Origin of the sequence: Halalkalibacter oceani (genome assembly GCF_023715605.1) — a bacterium.
GTDB classification, from domain to species: domain Bacteria; phylum Bacillota; class Bacilli; order Bacillales; family Bacillaceae_D; genus Halalkalibacter; species Halalkalibacter oceani.
Map to the genome: position 1 here is coordinate 34,965 of NZ_JAMBOL010000013.1, position 17,464 is coordinate 52,428.

Sequence of the window (17,464 nt, forward strand, 5' to 3'; positions counted from 1 at the left end):
CATGCACATTTATGCAAGGTCATACTTGTGAAGCTTGTAATATAAGTTTCGTAAGGAAATGCCAAGCTCCTTCGCCGTCCTCGTCCGGTTGCCGTCACACTGCTTTAAGGAGTGCAGAATAATTTGCTTTTCATGCTGCGCCATTTTCTCTTCCAGCGTGCTGCCATCCGCTTTGCTTTTCAATCGTCTGGCCGCTTCCACCGGCTGCTCATACAATGGCGGAAGATCCTCCCGTTCAATGATTTGCCGTGATGGTTCCATATAAATCATCGTTCTGCCTAGCACATTCTCAAGCTCCCGGACATTTCCCGGCCAATGATAAGCCTTCCATTCAGCAAGTGCTTCATCCGAGACAGATTGGACAAAACGGCCGTAATCGTGATTGAGCTTCGCCAGCAAATGGGCGACAAGCTGCTCCAGATCCTCGATCCGCTCCCGCAAAGGCGGAATATGGATTGGCATTTTATTAATGCGATAGTACAAGTCTTCACGAAAACGCTGCTCGGCAACCGCTTTTTCTACATTCATATTTGTCGCAGCAATCACCCGGACATCAATCGCAATCGGCTTCGTCCCCCCTACGCGCACAATTTCCTGTTCCTGCAGGACGCGGAGCAGTTTGGCCTGCATCGCCGCTGACAGCTCACCGAGTTCATCAAGAAAGATGCTGCCTTGATCTGCTTCTTCAAACAATCCCCGCTTGCCACCGCGTTTCGCCCCCGAAAACGCTCCTTCTTCATAGCCAAACAACTCGCTTTCAAGCAGCTGTTCCGATAAGGCCGCACAGTTGACCCTGACAAAAGAATGCCTTCTTCTCTCGCTTTGATTATGTATCGCATGGGCAAAAAGCTCCTTGCCAGTGCCGGATTCCCCGCGCAGCAAAATCGTCACAGGGGTCGCCGCTGCCAGCTTCGCCTGATTAATGGCGAGCTGCATTTCAGCTGACGTGCCGACAATATCAGCAAAGGAATATTTCGCTTCGAGTGTCCGAATTCGCCGTTTCGCTTTTTCCAGCTGGGCATGGAGGGAATTCAGCTCCGAGACATCGTGAATGACACCGACGCTTCCACGCGTCTTTTGATCAACGATGATCGGCGCTACGTTAACAATCACATCTCTTTTTTTCGGACCAACCTTCAAAGGGACTCCCCGTACCGGCTGGCCTGTTTTCAGCACTTGAAAATGCATGCTCTCCCCTTCGGAAATATCCGCTGTCGCCGGATGACCGATCACCTCCTCCGGCAAAAGACCGGTTAAGCGCGTATAAGCCGGATTAATCATTAAGCCGTTCCCATTTTCATCAACGACCGAGATCGCATCATCCGAAGATTGAATAATTGCTTCAAGCATCGTCTGGATTTCTTTCAAATTGCTTACTTGATCCGTCATCGCCACGAGATCGGTGACATCCTTGAATACGCCAAGGGCTCCGATACAGTGACGCCCTTCAAATAAAGGCACCCGAGTCGTCACAATCACCGTCCCATTGCTAAGCTGCTGGCGGCGGTTATATTCAACCTCCATCGTCTGTACGACCCGTGGCAATCCGCTTGACGGAAGGACGGCAGTGATCGGCCGGCCGATTGCTTGCTCCGCGTCGACACCGACGATTTTTGCCGCGGCTTGATTACAGATCAGTATCCGTTCATTGCGGTCAATCGCAATCATCCCGTCATGAGTCGCATTTAAGATCGTTTCCTGCAGAGAGGTCTGCTGATTCAATTGCTGGATCAATGTATCCTTTTCCCTCAATAGCGAAAAAAACAAACGCGACAGTTCTGACGGAACGACAAGTGTCCGCTCCGTAAAATCAGCCTGTAAGGATGCAGCAACATCCGGATCACCCGTCACTTCAAAAACAAAATCAAACTGTTCTCCAATCAGGTTGTGCCACGTCGCCGCGGTCACAAGCTGATGCTGCCGGGCCAGCGCCAGGCCGGGCGCTTCTGGATCACGGTCGACAACCGCCGCGACATGAATATGCTCCATCTTCATCAGCATTTGAAAGAGGGCCACCCCTCCTCGTCCTGCGCCAACAATCATTGCTCGCTGCATGAAAAGAATCCCCTCCTAAAAAATTAAGACCGGGTCCTAATTGCTGCTAATAATTTCTCTCTCTTCACTATTACGCAAATGTCACAAAGATGCAACTCCTAAGATTGTACATCAGCAAAAAAATCCGCTAAACTGATACTAAACAAGAAAAATTCCGGATCATAAATTTTATTTTTATCACCTGATTTTTATGAGTTATCTCGTTCAAGCGAAGCACACTGAGATGGAATTCATACATGAAAGAGGAATGAAGATGGGACGTTTTATCGCATTGATGATTATGATCATTCCGATCATTGTCGCCGGCTATGGCATTAAGCAAATGAGAGATACGATTTTTCAAATCAGCAATTCTCCTTACCCTAATTTAACGCTGCAATTCGCAGCAGGATTTGTCCTGTTTCTTGCAGGGCTCAGCTTTATCGGCGGGTTCATTTTTTATCGCGATCGAAAAAACGGGAAAATCGCCCCCCGGTTTCAAAAAAGAAACAAGTAGCTGCTTACACAGCCATCGCTTTACCCTCGACAAGGGGTTGGGCAAAAGGATTAACAGCCTTTTTCCCAACCCCTTTTATTTTTTGGAAACTCCAAGCTGGTCGAGTCTTTTGAGCACTGTCCAGCGCTCAATCACGGCCGAGAGTGAGATTTTCTCAGCAAGGATCATCATCACGAAAACAAAGAGCAGCACGCCGGACTGAACGGACACTTCACTATGATGAATCAAAATAACAGCGAAAATCGCTCCGGTAACTGTTGCCCCATTATCGCCAAGCATCACTTTCCGATGCCCTTCAAGGACAAATGAAATATAGAAGACCGCCAGCACCGTTACGACAAATAGCAGCGGAGGTAAAGGAAGAAGGTAAAATAAAAGAACGGTAAAACAAAGCGCTACTTTCCAGACACGCAATGGCCTTGTGTCAAACAGGTTCATCACATGCGGAAGACCGGTCAGTAAAAAAAACGCCAGCAGATTTTGCATGAAGGTCATCGGCTGCTTTGACCAGAGATAAAGCAGGGCGACGATGATCGTTCCTCCTGCTTTTAACAGCCCTGTCGTTACTTTGCGGTGCTCCCTTGCAAAAACGAGATGGCCTTTTAATCCTTTAGGATAGCTTGTTCCAAGACGATCATCAATAAAGCCAAGCAGCCAGACACTAAAAATAAAAAGAAAGGCTTGAAACGAAAACACTTCATCCTGGAAAGGAGGAAAAGAATAGAGAACGCAATAGCTGTAAAAAATCACGACACCGAGACTGTAAGGAACAAGCTGACATTGATAATTTCGCACGGCGAGCTGCATCGACTGAAAGGCAATCATGCTCAAATAAGCAATGAGCGGCAATGTTAGTAATAAAATAATCATGGCTACTGAGCCTCACGCAGCTGTCGTTCAATTTCAAGCCATTGCTTCAGCCGATGGAGAAATCCCCGGATATTTTTTCCCATTTCCCGGTGCGTCATCCGCGTCACCATCTCTTGGCAAGTCGCCCCGGCGCGAAGCAAATCGAGTGTCATCTGCGCCTCCACGCCAAAACGTTTATAGTCCTTTTCCAGCAAAACAGGGAGCCATTTCCTCCGAAAAACCCGCTGGCCTGAAAGCGGAGAAGCAAGCTTCACCCCCGTTTTCCGGTAAATCATCGCCTGAACTCTACGTTTTACCAGTCCGAAGCCAGCCCGCTTCCCGGGTTTCATGACTGAAATGACGAGGTCGGCCTCTTCCCTTTCCAACGCCTCGATCAACGCTCCGATTTCCTCGGCGCTTTCCCCAAGGTCGGCATCAAGACAAATAATGATGTCACCTCTAGCCTCTTTCCAGCCTGCCTGAAGGGCAAAGCCTTTGCCCATGTTTTCTGGAAAAGTAATCAGCTTGTCTGCATAGCGCTCGGCAATCAGTTTTGTGTTGTCCTGACTGCCGTCATCGATGACTATGATTTCCGCTCGTTCCGTAAAACGCTGAATGGCAAGAAGCGTCTTTTCAAGGTAGCTCTCTTCATTATAGGCAGGAATGATAAAGGATTGTTTAATCATGATGAAGAGCCTCCTTCTTTTTCCATTCGTTAAACCGTTCCTGAATTAATTGATACAAGCTTCTGCTATAAGTCTGCAGCTTTGCCTGCAACAAATTCGGAAATACGCCCTCCGCTTTGCCGTAAAGAGTATGAATGCCTTTTAAGTCTGTAATTTTTTCTCCGGCTTGAATGCGCGCCAGCCAGGTTGCCCCCATCCCGGCCCGTCCTTTTTCCAGAAATTCGATCATTCCGATTCGACAGCCGATCAAATACATATGATCTGCTCCGGCCCAGAATGCGGCTGAAATCGCCACATCTTCACTTGTACCGACAAAGCAGATTGTCTCGGCTGTTAATCCTAATGCCTCGAGACGGGATTTTCCGGGCGAATGGCCGTCAGGATGCTGATGACAGAGCAGAGTCGCCCCACATGTTAATGCCTCACCGCTTACTGAATCCATATCGCCGATGATGAAATGCGGACATATTCCTTGTCGCAGCAGACCATCCGCTGCCCCGTCCACAGCCATAATGACCGCCGATTTCTTAAGCAACTTTGAGCGAACGACACGAATATCCTTCTCATAATTCGTATTGCGGGCGACGATGAAAACAGGCCTCCCCTTAATGGATTGAAGAACGGGCGGCAAGTGAAATGCCGATTGAAACCAGCCGCTCTCTCTCTCTGCATAGTGAAGGGTATTTTCCACAAACCCGGCAAAAGCGGTGGAAAAATGTCGTTCAGCCTGGCGCAGCTTTTCCTGCAGCATTCGCTCATTGTACCGTAGCAGCTTTGCCGCCAAAACAGGGCGGGTATTAACGGATATAAACAACTCATCACCGATAATCACCGCCGCTTCTCCATTGAACGGGAGCGCTCTTTTTTCCTGCTGCAGCACATCATATACAGCGATCCCGGCTGCAAGCAAGGTCATCACATGCTTTTGACGGTACTTTCCACTCATCGACGGCTTGCCGTTAATAACCGCTTTTACGTTCGCTTTCACCAGGCTGTCGGCGGCGACGCCATCTAAATCCTCATGCCATAAAAAAACAATCGTCTGCTGTGGAACATAGTGGAGCAATTCTTTTGTTTTTTCATGCTCATAAATCGGCCCTTTAATGATTTCTGCCATCGTGATCCCTCTTTACATCGTTTGTTCATAATATAAGCAGTTTCAGCAGAATTATTAGCTTCAAAGAAAAAGACCCTTGTTGCCCAAGGATCTCCAGGGTTTGGCTCTTCAACCTCGCTACCGGGATGGGAGGCACGCTTTCGGCAGGCGGGCGCGTTGAATAGTTTCCTTCCTGCGCCATAAGCCTGTTGTGAGACATTCACTCGCAACGGGCTTTTTTACTCAATCACGACCGCCCGGGCCGGCGCTCCTTCAAACCCTTCAAGCTTTAACGGCAAGCAGATAAACTGAACACGTTCCTTCGTCACTTGTGAAAGGTTGCACAAATACTCAATTAAGAGGATGCCGTTCTTTAAAAGCAGTTCATGCGTCGGCATATCTTTCACTTGAAAAGGGTTTTTACTGTCTATCAGCTTCAGTGGATAGTCCTGCGGAAAATCAAACGCCACAGCTTCCGGCTTTTTCTCAAGCAGCCACTGAGCCGCTTCCATCGTCACATAAGGAGCCTTTGACCAGAATTCACGCGTCTCATACCCATACGTTTTATCCCAGCATGTTTTTAAAATGATAATTTTTTCATGATCTTTGATACCGGCATTTTGAAGATCTTCAACCGTAATGGCTTCGTCAGCTTTTTTCGAGGACAGATCTACCACTACCGCTTCCCCGCTGTAGGCATCGGCAGCCATTTCCTCCATCGTGTTCTCACCTTGCTTGCAGTGCAGCGGTGTATCTACATGAGTAAAGGCATGAGCGCTGAGTTGCACACGGGATGAGCGAAAATCAGAGTCTTCCCCGAAGTCACTTGTAATATCATGGGTCACTTTCCAACGCCAGTGATCGCGGGCTGTCATAGAGACATCAATCATTTTCATGGATAACCTCCTGTAATGGTTTCTCTTTTCTCGTTCAGAAAAAGGAAAATCACTAAACATACACAACAACCTTCACTATTGTAAGATTATTCAACTAAGCCGTCAATAATATTCAAATTATTTAGATTGTTCTATTTTTTAATGGATAATTATAGATTTATACTGTCTGGGGTGTCATCGCACCGACGATTTTAAAGTTCCAGAATGAAAGGTAGGTGATTTATTTTGAGTACGATTCCTTTTTTGAAAAAAGCACAAAACTATGTTTTTGGGTTAACGATTTTGTTTACTGTTCTTCTTGCCAATTATGCGGTTTTCAACAGATATATCTTGAAACAATCCCTTCCCTGGAGCGATGAATTGCTGAGATATATGTTTGTTTGGATTGTATTCATTGGGGCGGCAATCGTTTACAAGAAAGATCAGTTGGTCGATTTAACGTTAGTGACTGATTTTGCTAAAGGAAAATTTGCGTTACTTCTTGATTTATTGCGGCACCTGTTAACTTTTCTATTTATCGTTATGATTTCTTATCAAAGTTTTATCATTATGCGCGGACAAATGAGCACAGGCGAAATATCAACAGCTATGGAAATCCCTGTTTGGATCATGACAGCAGGACTTCTGATTGGCGGTTGTTTATGGGCCGTTTTTGCCATCTTTAAAATCTTAGCAGCGCTCAGACGTGTATTTACATCTTACGATTAGAGGGAGATATTTTATGGCCTTAATGATACTTGTTTTTTTCCTTCTTTTTTTAGTCCTGCGAGTCCCTGTCGTCATTGCTTTAGGGCTTTCCTCTTTAGTTTATATGGTCCTATTTATGGACATTTCGGTAATTGTGATTTCCCAACAAATGATTAGTACGGTCAATACGTATGCCCTGTTGGCTATCCCTTTCTTTATTATTGCCGGTGGCTTGATGGAGGCAGGTGGTATTTCCAATAAGATTATTAATTTTGCTAATGCTGCTGTAGGTTTTTTCCCTGGTGGACTTGCTCTTGTGATGATCGTTTCCAGCATGCTTTTTGCAAGTATGTCCGGATCAGGTGTTGCTACCGCGGCCGCCTTGGGAAGCATTTTAATCCCGGCGATGGTTCGTTCGGGCTATGACCGCGATTTTTCCAGTGCGCTCCAGGCTTCATCAGCTATTGTGGGGCCGTTAATTCCACCAAGTATTCTGGCCGTCTTATACGCTGTGAGTGTAGGGGTGTCTGTTGGAGATTTACTTTTGGCGGGGCTGATTCCCGGCCTGATCATGGTTTTATGTTTTATGATTCTCACGATTATTATTTCTGTAAAAAGAGGCTATAAAAGCGATATTACCTTTAGCTTCAGCAGGTTATGGAAAACATTTTTAGAAGCGATCTGGGCGTTGCTAATGCCGGTTATCATGATCGGAGGCATTTACAGCGGCATCTTCACTCCGACTGAAGCCGCCGCCGTCGGCTGTCTTTATAGTCTGCTTGTCGGGCTGTTCATTTATAAGGGCTTTTCCATTTCTGAAATTCCTAACGTCCTCTATAAGTCCGGTTTGCTCGCGGCGGGTGTGATGGCGATTGTCGCTACTTCTGCCGCCTTTAGCTGGGTGATTACGAGAGAAGGCTTGCCGCAGCTGCTTGCTGAATTTTTTACGGGAATCAGCTCTAACCAAATGGTCTTCTTATTTACCGCGGCCATTCTTTTACTACTAGTCGGTTGCTTTTTAGATTCTGCTCCGGCGGTGTTGATCATGGGACCAATCTTGGCTCCGGTCGCGCTTGAGTTTGGCGTCGACCCTGTTCACTTCGGTGTGATCGTTTTGGCCAGCATGTGTATCGGCTTAATCACTCCGCCAATCGGACTGAATTTGTTTGTCGTTTCAGGTGTTGCCAATCGGCCGATTCATAAAATCATTCCTGAAATTGGCTTGTTTTTCCTTGCTGCTATCATTTCACTGATCCTGATTATATTGTTCCCAGCGCTATCACTTGTTTTACTTAATTAACGATGTTTGCTTCGGCAAAGAAAGGTGAGGGAGAGAATATAAATTTATTTGGAGGTATCGTCGATGAACTGTTCCGTTAAACCATTTACTTTGGTCCTACTGCTCATGATGCTGCTTGTCGCCTGTGGAGATTCCGAAAGCGCTTCAACGGAAGAGGAAGCAGCTTCAGGTAACGGTGAAAGCATTACTCTATCTGCGTCTTCAGGGTTGCCTGCCTCTAACCCGGCCAGTCAGGCGATGGATCTGATGGCCGAGAAAATCGCTGAATATACGAACGGTACTGTCGAGGTCGATGTATTTTATGATAATCAGCTGGGAGATCCGACAACATTAGTCAGCAATGTCGCTCAAGGAACGGTAGACATCGTCGTGACTGGTAACAGCTATTTTTCCGGCATTGTTCCTGAGCTTCAGGTGTTTGAGCTTCCGTTTTTGTTTGATTCCTATGAAGCAGCCAGGGCCTCCGTTGATGGACCCGTCGGTGAGAAATTGATCGCCATGTTTGAAGGAACGGGCCTTAAACCGATGTATTTCTGGGAGATCGGATTCAGACATTTAGCCAACACCGTCCGTCCGGTAAAAGAGCCGAGCGACCTTGAAGGAATCGTCTTACGCACTTTGCCTGCTCCCGTCCAAGTTAAAACATGGGAACTGCTAGGTGCCCAGCCGACACCGATGGACTTCAGTGAATTATATACAGCATTACAGCAAGGCGTCGTAGACGGAACAGAAAACCCTTTCAGTGACATTACAAGTGCCAATTTATACGAAGTGTTAGACTATATCAGTTTAACGGCTCATGTCTACACACCAATGACGTTAGCGATCAGTGAGCAAACATGGGAAAAATTAGACGAAAGCCAGAGAGAAGGCATGATGAGAGCAGCCGAAGAAGCAAAGGAGTTTCAGCGCCATTTAAATGATGAGGAAGAAGCTGTCAGTATAGAATTACTGAAAGAGAACGGAGTCACCGTTGAAGAAAATCCGAATGTGGAAGCCTTTGCAGAAATTGCTGTCGACGCCTATGATGAATTTATCAAGAGCCACGGCGATGAACTTATTGAAGAGATTCGTTCCGCGCAATAGCCTCATTTCTCTAAGGGCGTTAAAAAAATGTGAGCTGTTTCCGCGTTATGCTGTTTTTTTGAAAGAGCTTGAGACAAAACTAGCTTTGGACCTACTGGCAATGGCTTCACACGCCACAAGCCCGTTGTGAGAAACCCACTCACAACGAGGCCACTGAAAAACCTCTTTTTCCGTAACTCGAAGAAGAGTAATGGCTCCGCGCGTTGCGCGCCTTACTACGAAAAACCCACTCGTAGCAAGGCTTTCAAAATCAGGAAACGGCTACGCTCATTACGAAAAAGCTGCTGAAAAAGTACGATTTTCACTTTTTCAGCAGCTTCCTCACAACGGGCTTTAAAAGATCGTGGCGGTTCCGCTCATTGCTTAGAGAGGCTGGGAAAAAGGTAAAAAAAACAACCTCCTCAGCAAATTTTTTCCTTCTCATTGCCTAAGTAACTGTTTCAACAGAGAAAGTTATCTTGCAAATTTATTGCTATTGAGGCTGCGCTAAAAAATAGCAAAATTGCTTAGATAAACAAAACCTCCCCCATACTATGTGTAGATGGGTCGCAATACACCATAAAATTATCCAATTGCAAATCCCTCTCTCTAACCAACACAAAAAGCACCTCCTATTTATAGAGAGTCCCCTTAAAATAGAAGATGCTAATCGATTACTGTTAAGACACTTTATGTTCAATCCGCAGCTTGTCAGCCACCATCGCAATGAATTCGCTGTTTGTCGGTTTGGCTTTTGAATGGCTTACCGTGTAGCCGAACAGGCTGGAAATCGAGTCAATATTTCCACGGCTCCATGCGACTTCGATCGCATGCCGAATAGCCCTTTCCACCCGACTCGCAGTAGTGTTGAATTTCTTCGCAATATCCGGATAAAGAATTTTTGTAATGGAGCCAAGCAATTCAATATTGTTATACACCATCGTAATGGCTTCGCGTAAATACATATACCCTTTAATGTGCGCCGGAACGCCGATTTCATGAATAATGCTCGTAATACTGGCATCCAAATTAAAGGAACCGCCACGGTTATCCGTTGATACCTGTGCGTGGACGGAAGGTGAGGAATGCTGATTTTGGATAAAGCTCCGTTTTTGCCCGCTTATGTCACGAATATTCGTAATCAGCACTTCCATATCAAACGGCTTTAATACATAATAGGAAGCCCCCAAGTCAACAGCCCGCTTTGTGACATCCTCCTGACCAAATGCCGTCAGCATAATAATATTCGGTTTTTTGCTCATTTTCATTTGTCCCATTCTTTCTAAAACGGCCAAACCGTCTAAATGAGGCATAATAATATCCAAAATTAAGACATCAGGCTCTTTCTCCTCAATTAAGCTCAGGCATTCCTGCCCGTTAAATGCTGTTCCAATGACTTGCATGTCATTTTGAGCCGAAATGTATTCATTCAATAAATTTACTAACTCCCGATTATCGTCCGCTATACAAACATTTACTTTTTGCACAAAAAAGTCCTCCTTGTTTCCCTATGATATGGCATAGTGTACGAATTCGACAGTGGCATGTAATTTCCTTCTAATTATTTGAATTTATTTGTTTTTTTCACATTTCCTAATGAATTCTACGTTTTACTTCGATTTTCGACTTCATTCGATATTTGACAATCGTTACTGAAGCGTTTTTGTCGAATTTTCTTTATTATAACATAAAAAGCTGCCTGAAAAAGCCAAAGCGATTAACTCGCTTTGGCTTTTTCAGTAGATAATTCCGTGATCCCGGCTTCTTCCAGCATCCAGCTAATATGACAACCGTAACCTGAGGTTGGATCATTGACAAATACGTGGGTAACAGCACCAATTATTTTTCCATCCTGAATAATTGGACTTCCACTCATTCCCTGGACAATTCCGCCTGTTTCTTCCAACAGTTTAGGATCAGTGACCTTAATAACCATTCCTTTTGTAGCCGGCTGCTTCTGAGGTACTGAGCTGACAATTTCAATATCAAATTCTTCCACATCTTCTCCATTGACGACTGTCAAAATCTTAGCCGGTCCCTCTTTCACATGCGTTGATAAGGCTACAGGCATTTTTTCATCATGATGATGATTTTTTAAGTTCGTTTTTTTCAATGTCCCAAAAATACCGAAAGAGCTGTTTTTCTCAATATTGCCTAAAATATCACGCTGCCCGGTGAAACTGGCCAGCTTCTCTCCCGGATCCCCATTGCTGCCCTTTTCAATGGATGTCACTGAGGAACGGATGATGTGTCCATCATGAACAATGATTGGCTGATGAGTATCTACATCAGAAATGACGTGACCGAGCGCCCCGTATTTTTGTGATTCAGGTTCATAAAATGTCAAGGTTCCGACTCCGGCGGCTGAATCCCGAATATAGAGACCCATCCGGTAAAAATGCTCTCCGTCCGCCTTAACCGGCTTTAATTCTTTGTGAATCGTTTGCTTATCTCTTTTTATTTCGAGCTTTACATGACGACCAGCTTCCCCGGCGGCCTGAACATATTCCCCAACCTCGCTCATTCGCTGGATTGGATGATCGTCAATTTTTGTGATCATATCGCCGACTTCGATGCCCGCCTCTTCTCCAGGTGAACGCTCGTCCTGTCCGGTTTGGATCAGGTGATGACCAACAATGAGGACACCTTCCGTATTCAGCTTTACCCCGATTGACTGCCCTCCTGGAATGACTTCTATTTTTGGCAAAACCGAGACATCGATATTTTTAACTGGAAATCCTGCTACTTCTAAGGATATCTGCTTGTCGAATCCGGCGTTGTTGCCATCCGGATTCACATTCGTTTCCGCCATAGTAGCTGCAGTGACAGCTTCAAATGACTCGACAGCGTCTGTAATCGGGCTGTCATCCCCTTCAAACACAACCATGCTGGTTGGAATGCTGATCCACTCACGTACTCCGGCGGAGAAGCCCAAGCCTACGACAACCGTTAGAAGGATTACACCTATTGTCTTTCTTACCACTTCACCTTTCACTCACTTCACTCTCCTAGCTCCTTGCCCACACCTCCATAATTGGCTGTAATACTAATGTTGCCTTGCAGCGTTACATTTATAACTGCGGCGACAGAAAAAAGCTAACCACTATTGGCTAGCTTTTCAAACTTGCTTATGCTGACCCGCTAATTCCAGCAGCTCTCTGGCATGCTCTCTCGTCAGCTCCGTCACTTCCACGCCGGAAATCATTCTGGCGATTTCTTCAACCTGCTCGTCTTTCGTTAATGGCGTCACAGACGTCACGACTCTTTGGTTTGTTTCATGCTTTTCAATGAACAAATGCGTATCAGCCATTGCAGCGACCTGCGGCAGATGCGTAATGCAAAGGACTTGCGAGCCGCTTGAAATGCCGTGAATTTTTTCGGCAATCGCCTGGGCGACACGACCGCTTACGCCTGTATCGACCTCATCAAAAATAACCGACGTAATGCCCTGCTGGTCGGAGAAAATCGATTTCAACGCAAGCATAATTCTGGAAATTTCGCCGCCGGAAGCAATTTTCGCCAATGGCTTCATTGGCTCTCCCGGGTTCGTCGAAAGATAAAATTCAACCGAATCCGCTCCATCCGGGCCAAAAGCCATTTCCTCGCCCTGAATGACAGCTGTATGTTTACTGCTTTCAAGCTGCTCGATTTGGACGGCAAAGGATGTCTTCTCCATGTAAAGCGAGCGCAATTCATGATGAATGGCCTCCGTTAAGGCAAGGGCCGCTTCCTTTCGAATCGTCCGTAACGCGTTAGCCTCGACATATAAATCATTCCAGATCGTCTGCAGCTGCTCCTGCAGCTTGATCAGGCGGTCATCCTTATGAATAATCGAGTCAAGCTCTTCTTCAATTTTAGCGGCATATTCTAAAATGTCATCAACGGTCGAGCCGTACTTCCGCTTCAGCTGCTGAATCTCATGAAGCCGGCTTTCAATGTATTCAAGCCGGTTAGGATCGAACTCGATTTGTTCTATATAATCCCTCAGCGAAAAGGCCGCCTCCTCAAGCAGGTAATAACTGTTGCTGACGGTTTCCTGAACGTCCTTCAGCTCTTTGTCAATCGTCGCTGCTTCCTCCAGATGGGCAACGGTATTGCTTAGAAAGTCGAGCCCGCTTCCTTCACCGTACAGACTGCGGTAGCTGTTCTCCAATAGGGAGAACAGCCGTTCAAGATGAGACAGCTTATGACGCTCCTCACTCAGTTCCACATCTTCATTCGGCTTAAGCCCGGCTTTTTCAATTTCCTCAAGCTGGTATTTGAATAAGTCGATCTTTTGCGCCATTTCCTGTTCATTTTCGCTTAAGCTGCGCACCTGCTTCTGGAGCTGCATTGCCCGACGGTAAAGCGCCTGGTATTCAAGCTGCGTCTGGCGCAGCTCCTGATAGGCAAAGCCGTCAAGCATCCCGAGATGCTGCTCAGCCTGGAGCAATGATTGATGCTCGTGCTGGCCGTGAATATCGACGAGAGCCTGTCCAATTTCCCGCAGGACGGCGATCGTAACGAGCTTGCCGTTAATCCGGCAAATGCTTTTTCCTTGCGACGTAATATCACGCCGTAAAATAAACATCGAGTCGCGCCCGTCAATCCCGAGCTCTTCCGCCTTTTTCATCACCGGATGAGCGTCCTCGACGATAAACAGCCCCTCGATTTCAGCCCGTTTTTCACCATATCTGACATATTCAGCCGAGCCCCGGCCGCCTAATAAAAGACCAATCGCGTCAATAATAATCGATTTTCCGGCTCCGGTCTCCCCGGTTAGAACAGTTAACCCTTTCTCAAATGGAATTGTCAGCTCTTCGATAATCGCGAAATGTTTGATCGATAATTCGATTAGCATATACCCTCCACCTTTATAGCATCTCTAAAAAACGGTCCGTTATTTTCGGACCTGCTTCCTTCGTGCGGCAAATAATCAAAATCGTATCATCGCCGCATATTGTCCCGATGACGTCCTCCCAATCGAGGTTGTCAATTAAGACTGCAATCGCATTCCCGTTTCCTGGGAGCGTTTTGATCACGACAAGATTTTCTGCACAGTCAATGCTGACAAAGCTGTCCATTAACGCCCGCTTTAATTTTTGCAATGGATTAAAGCGCTGGTCGGCCGGCAGACTGTATTTGTAACGGCCGTCGAGCATTGGCACTTTCACTAAATGAAGCTCTTTAATATCCCGTGAAACAGTCGCTTGTGTGACATTATAGCCGGAGCGTCGCAGCTGCTCAACAAGCTCGTCCTGTGTTTCCACTTCATGATTGGAAATAATTTCGCGAATTTTAATATGTCGTTGTCCCTTATTCATAACCTTTCCACCCATTCCTCCCTTATCTTACCTACTATTATCTACATATTCGTTTCCTAATACAACTACGAAAAATAAGAAAACCGCTACGCGTTTTTTTTAGAAGCGGCGTGCGGAGCTGTGACAATCTTTAAAGAGCGGCTGAAAACGGGCTTTTTTCAGCCATTCGCGTAACTTACGAAGCAGCCGCCTCCCTTGAATTAGTGCAAAAATGTTTCTATTTTCTAAAAAGACCCATATGGAGCTGTGTCGATCAAGCCCTAAAAAAAGGCTTTCTTGAAATGATTGCTTCACTTTCAAGAAAGCCTTGTCCTCATGTTAATTCCCGGTGAGCCTGCTCAACCAGCTCGGCAAACGACGTCTTTTCGAGCAGTCGTCCTTCACCATCCCGCTGACGCAAGCGCAAATGCATCAGAAACTCAATGTTTCCCTCGCCTCCTGTAATCGGGGAATAGCTTAGGGCGCACACATCGAAGCCTTCCTGAAGAGCGAAGCCGGAGATGTGTTCAAGAACGTCAAGATGGACCTTCTTATCACGAACGATCCCCTTTTTGCCAACCTGCTCCCGCCCCGCTTCAAACTGTGGCTTTACAAGTGCAAGGACATCGCCGCCTTCGACAAGAATCGTCTTTAGCACTGGCAAAATCAGCTTGAGGGAAATAAAGGACACATCAATCGTCGCAAACTGCGGTAAGCCGTTAACAAAATCAGCAGGTTTGACATAACGGAAATTCGTCCGTTCCATGACGACGACCCGCTCATCCTGCCTCAATTTCCAGGCGAGCTGGTTATAGCCGACATCGAGCGCATACACCGTTGCCGCTCCATTTTGCAACGAACAATCGGTAAATCCGCCGGTCGAAGCGCCGATGTCAAGGACGACTTTATCAGCAAGGTCCAAATCAAACTGCTGCAGCGCTTTTTCAAGCTTCAAGCCACCACGGCTGACATAGGGCAGCGGATTTCCTTTAATCTCCAGCGGGAGATCACGCTCCACCTTCAACCCCGGCTTGTCTATTCTCTCTGTTCCTGTAAAAACGAGTCCAGCCATAATCGAGCGCTTCGCCTTTTCGCGTGTCTCTGCCAGCCCCCGTTCCACAAGCAGTACATCAATTCGTTCTTTCTTCGCCATCGCCCTTACGCCCTCTGTCTTTTTTGCGGAAGCATCGAGCGCATCTGCTCAGTAATCGCCGCTGAGGTTAAGCCGATCTCCTCCAACAGTTGGGAGACGTTGCCGTGCTCGATAAATTGATCCGGGATCCCCATCCGCTTCACTTCCATATGATGATAATTATGATCGTGGAAAAATTCGAGTACGGCGCTGCCGAAACCGCCTTGTAATGCAGCTTCTTCAACCGTCAGCACGGGAATTTGTTCCTTCGCGAGACTATGAAGCAGGTCTTCATCAAGCGGCTTTGCTGAATTGGCGTTGACGAGACGAATCGAATAGCCTTGCGCCCGCAGCTGGGCAATCGCTTCCTCGGCGACCGGCAGCATCGTACCAAATGTCAAAATGCAGGCATCCGTTCCTTCCTCAAGCTGCTCCCATTTGCCAATCGGCAGCCGTTGCAGCTCTTCATCCATCTTAACGCCATAGCCGTTCCCGCGCGGGTAGCGGACGGCGATCGGGCCATCGTCATATTGCGTTGCGGTGAAAATCATATGCTGAAGCTCGTTTTCATCCTTCGGCATTAAAATTTTCATATTTGGCAAATGACGGAGATAAGCGATATCAAAGACACCCTGATGCGTCTCTCCATCAGCTCCGACCAAACCAGCGCGGTCAATCGCAAAGACGACGTTCAAATTTTGCCGGCATACATCGTGGACAAGCTGGTCATAGCCGCGCTGCAGAAATGTCGAATAAACAGCAAAGACAGGCTTCATCCCTTGCGTTGCCAATCCACCGGCCATCGTCGTCGCATGCTGTTCGGCAATCCCGACATCAAACATCCGCTCCGGGAACTCCTTCGCAAAAACGTCCAGCTTTGTCCCGCCAGGCATCGCTGCTGTTAGGGCGACAATCCGCTTGTCCTCGCGGGCAATTTTCTTGAGCGTTTCAGCAAAAACACCACTGTAGCTCGGCGGCCCAGGCTTTTTCACAACTTCCCCTGATTCAATTTTGTACGGCCCGAGACCATGCCATGTCCCTTTCGCATCATTCTCCGCCGGTTCGTAGCCTTTTCCTTTTTTCGTCAGAACATGGACGAGTACTGGTCCCTTCGTCTTCTTCGCAAAGGTCAGGTTCTCCGCCAGGTCGTCAAGATCATGTCCATCAACCGGCCCTAAATAAGTAAAGCCAAGTTCTTCAAAGAAAATACCGGAAACGAGCAAGTATTTCAGGCTGTCCTTCACGCGTTCAGCCGTCGAAGCAATCTTACCGCCAAAAGCCGGGATTTTCTTGATTAATTGCTCAAGCTCTTCTTTCGCCTTTTTATATTTTCCGGCCGTGCGCAGCCGTCCGAGAACGTTATGCAACGCCCCGACATTCGGCGCAATCGACATTTCGTTATCATTCAAGACAACAATTAAATTCGTCTGTTCATGGCCGATATGGTTGAGCGCCTCTAATGCCATTCCGCCGGTCAGCGCGCCATCGCCGATAATCGCGACAACATGGTCGTCCGTTCCTTTTAAATCACGCGCTGTCGCCATCCCCATTGCCGCGGAAAGCGATGTTGAGCTGTGCCCCGTTTCCCACACATCATGCTCGCTTTCGTTGCGCTTTGGAAAGCCGCACAATCCTTTATATTGGCGAAGCTTGTCAAACTGGTCAGCCCGTCCTGTTAAGATTTTGTGAACATAAGCCTGATGTCCGACATCCCAAATGAATTTATCCTTTGGACTGTCAAACAGCTGATGTAGAATCAAGGTTAGTTCCACGACTCCTAAATTAGGACCGAGATGACCGCCAGTGACGGAGAGCTTTTCAATAAGGAAATGGCGTATTTCCTCACCGAGCTCCTCCAATTGCTTCTTCGAATAGTTCTTCAGCTCGCTTGGGTCTTTCCAATCCTCTAGCTTCACGTGA

At 46.8% G+C, this 17,464-nt stretch carries 15 protein-coding genes; 4 read left to right on the forward strand and 11 right to left on the reverse strand.

What is annotated here, in order from left to right; genetic code table 11:
* Positions 1-9 precede the first annotated feature (9 nt).
* The gene (locus M3202_RS14130) at positions 10-2,055 is read right to left on the reverse strand and encodes a sigma 54-interacting transcriptional regulator (RefSeq protein WP_251223977.1); all 2,046 of its coding nucleotides are present in this window, start codon (positions 2,053-2,055) and stop codon (positions 10-12) included.
* A gap of 253 nt (positions 2,056-2,308) precedes the next feature.
* On the opposite strand from M3202_RS14130, the gene M3202_RS14135 reads away from it, so the two are divergent.
* Positions 2,309-2,551, forward strand: a complete 243-nt coding sequence (locus M3202_RS14135; RefSeq protein WP_251223978.1) for a DUF2627 domain-containing protein — start codon at positions 2,309-2,311, stop codon at positions 2,549-2,551.
* Positions 2,552-2,626: 75 nt separating this feature from the next.
* Here M3202_RS14135 and M3202_RS14140 read toward each other — a convergent pair whose 3' ends face one another.
* From M3202_RS14140 to M3202_RS14155, 4 genes are all read right to left on the reverse strand, one after another.
* Positions 2,627-3,421 (reverse strand): hypothetical protein, encoded by a 795-nt coding sequence (locus M3202_RS14140; RefSeq protein WP_251223979.1) that lies wholly within the window; start codon positions 3,419-3,421, stop codon positions 2,627-2,629.
* 2 nt (positions 3,422-3,423) lie between these two features.
* Positions 3,424-4,086, reverse strand: a complete 663-nt coding sequence (locus M3202_RS14145) for a glycosyltransferase family 2 protein (RefSeq protein ID WP_251223980.1) — start codon at positions 4,084-4,086, stop codon at positions 3,424-3,426.
* Entirely contained in the window at positions 4,079-5,203 is a 1,125-nt protein-coding gene (steA, locus tag M3202_RS14150) for a putative cytokinetic ring protein SteA (RefSeq protein ID WP_251223981.1), read from the reverse strand. The genes M3202_RS14145 and steA overlap by 8 nt, the downstream gene beginning before the upstream one ends.
* Before the next feature lie 218 nt (positions 5,204-5,421).
* Positions 5,422-6,078, reverse strand: a complete 657-nt coding sequence (locus M3202_RS14155; RefSeq protein WP_251223982.1) for a cyclase family protein — start codon at positions 6,076-6,078, stop codon at positions 5,422-5,424.
* Positions 6,079-6,303: 225 nt separating this feature from the next.
* Here M3202_RS14155 and M3202_RS14160 point away from each other — a divergent pair, with 225 nt between their 5' ends.
* The 3 genes from M3202_RS14160 to M3202_RS14170 all read left to right on the forward strand — a co-directional run bounded on the left by M3202_RS14160 (position 6,304) and on the right by M3202_RS14170 (position 9,151).
* Positions 6,304-6,786, forward strand: a complete 483-nt coding sequence (locus M3202_RS14160; RefSeq protein ID WP_251223983.1) for a TRAP transporter small permease — start codon at positions 6,304-6,306, stop codon at positions 6,784-6,786.
* A 13-nt stretch (positions 6,787-6,799) separates the two neighbouring features.
* On the forward strand, positions 6,800-8,065 hold the full coding sequence (locus M3202_RS14165) for a TRAP transporter large permease (RefSeq protein ID WP_251223984.1): 1,266 nt from the start codon (positions 6,800-6,802) through the stop codon (positions 8,063-8,065).
* A 63-nt stretch (positions 8,066-8,128) separates the two neighbouring features.
* Positions 8,129-9,151, forward strand: a complete 1,023-nt coding sequence (locus tag M3202_RS14170; RefSeq protein WP_251223985.1) for a DctP family TRAP transporter solute-binding subunit — start codon at positions 8,129-8,131, stop codon at positions 9,149-9,151.
* Positions 9,152-9,810: 659 nt separating this feature from the next.
* On the opposite strand, the gene spo0A is transcribed toward M3202_RS14170, so the two are convergent.
* The 6 genes from spo0A to dxs form a co-directional block, all read right to left on the reverse strand.
* Complete coding sequence (gene spo0A, locus M3202_RS14175; protein ID WP_251223986.1) at positions 9,811-10,617, reverse strand: sporulation transcription factor Spo0A; 807 nt, start codon at positions 10,615-10,617, stop codon at positions 9,811-9,813.
* A 230-nt stretch (positions 10,618-10,847) separates the two neighbouring features.
* Positions 10,848-12,125 (reverse strand): SpoIVB peptidase, encoded by a 1,278-nt coding sequence (spoIVB, locus tag M3202_RS14180; RefSeq protein ID WP_251223987.1) that lies wholly within the window; start codon positions 12,123-12,125, stop codon positions 10,848-10,850.
* A gap of 123 nt (positions 12,126-12,248) precedes the next feature.
* Complete coding sequence (gene recN / locus M3202_RS14185) at positions 12,249-13,970, reverse strand: DNA repair protein RecN (RefSeq protein ID WP_251223988.1); 1,722 nt, start codon at positions 13,968-13,970, stop codon at positions 12,249-12,251.
* Positions 13,971-13,983: 13 nt separating this feature from the next.
* A complete protein-coding gene (ahrC, locus tag M3202_RS14190) occupies positions 13,984-14,433 on the reverse strand; it encodes a transcriptional regulator AhrC/ArgR (RefSeq protein WP_251195463.1) in 450 nt (149 codons plus the stop codon).
* A 313-nt stretch (positions 14,434-14,746) separates the two neighbouring features.
* Positions 14,747-15,565 carry a TlyA family RNA methyltransferase gene (locus M3202_RS14195; RefSeq protein WP_251223989.1) on the reverse strand — a complete coding sequence of 273 codons (819 nt, stop codon included), beginning with the start codon at positions 15,563-15,565 and terminating at the stop codon, positions 14,747-14,749.
* 5 nt (positions 15,566-15,570) lie between these two features.
* Positions 15,571-17,460: a 1-deoxy-D-xylulose-5-phosphate synthase gene (gene dxs / locus M3202_RS14200; RefSeq protein ID WP_251223990.1), complete on the reverse strand. Its 1,890-nt coding sequence runs from the start codon at positions 17,458-17,460 to the stop codon at positions 15,571-15,573.
* Between the last annotated feature and the right edge of the window lie 4 nt (positions 17,461-17,464).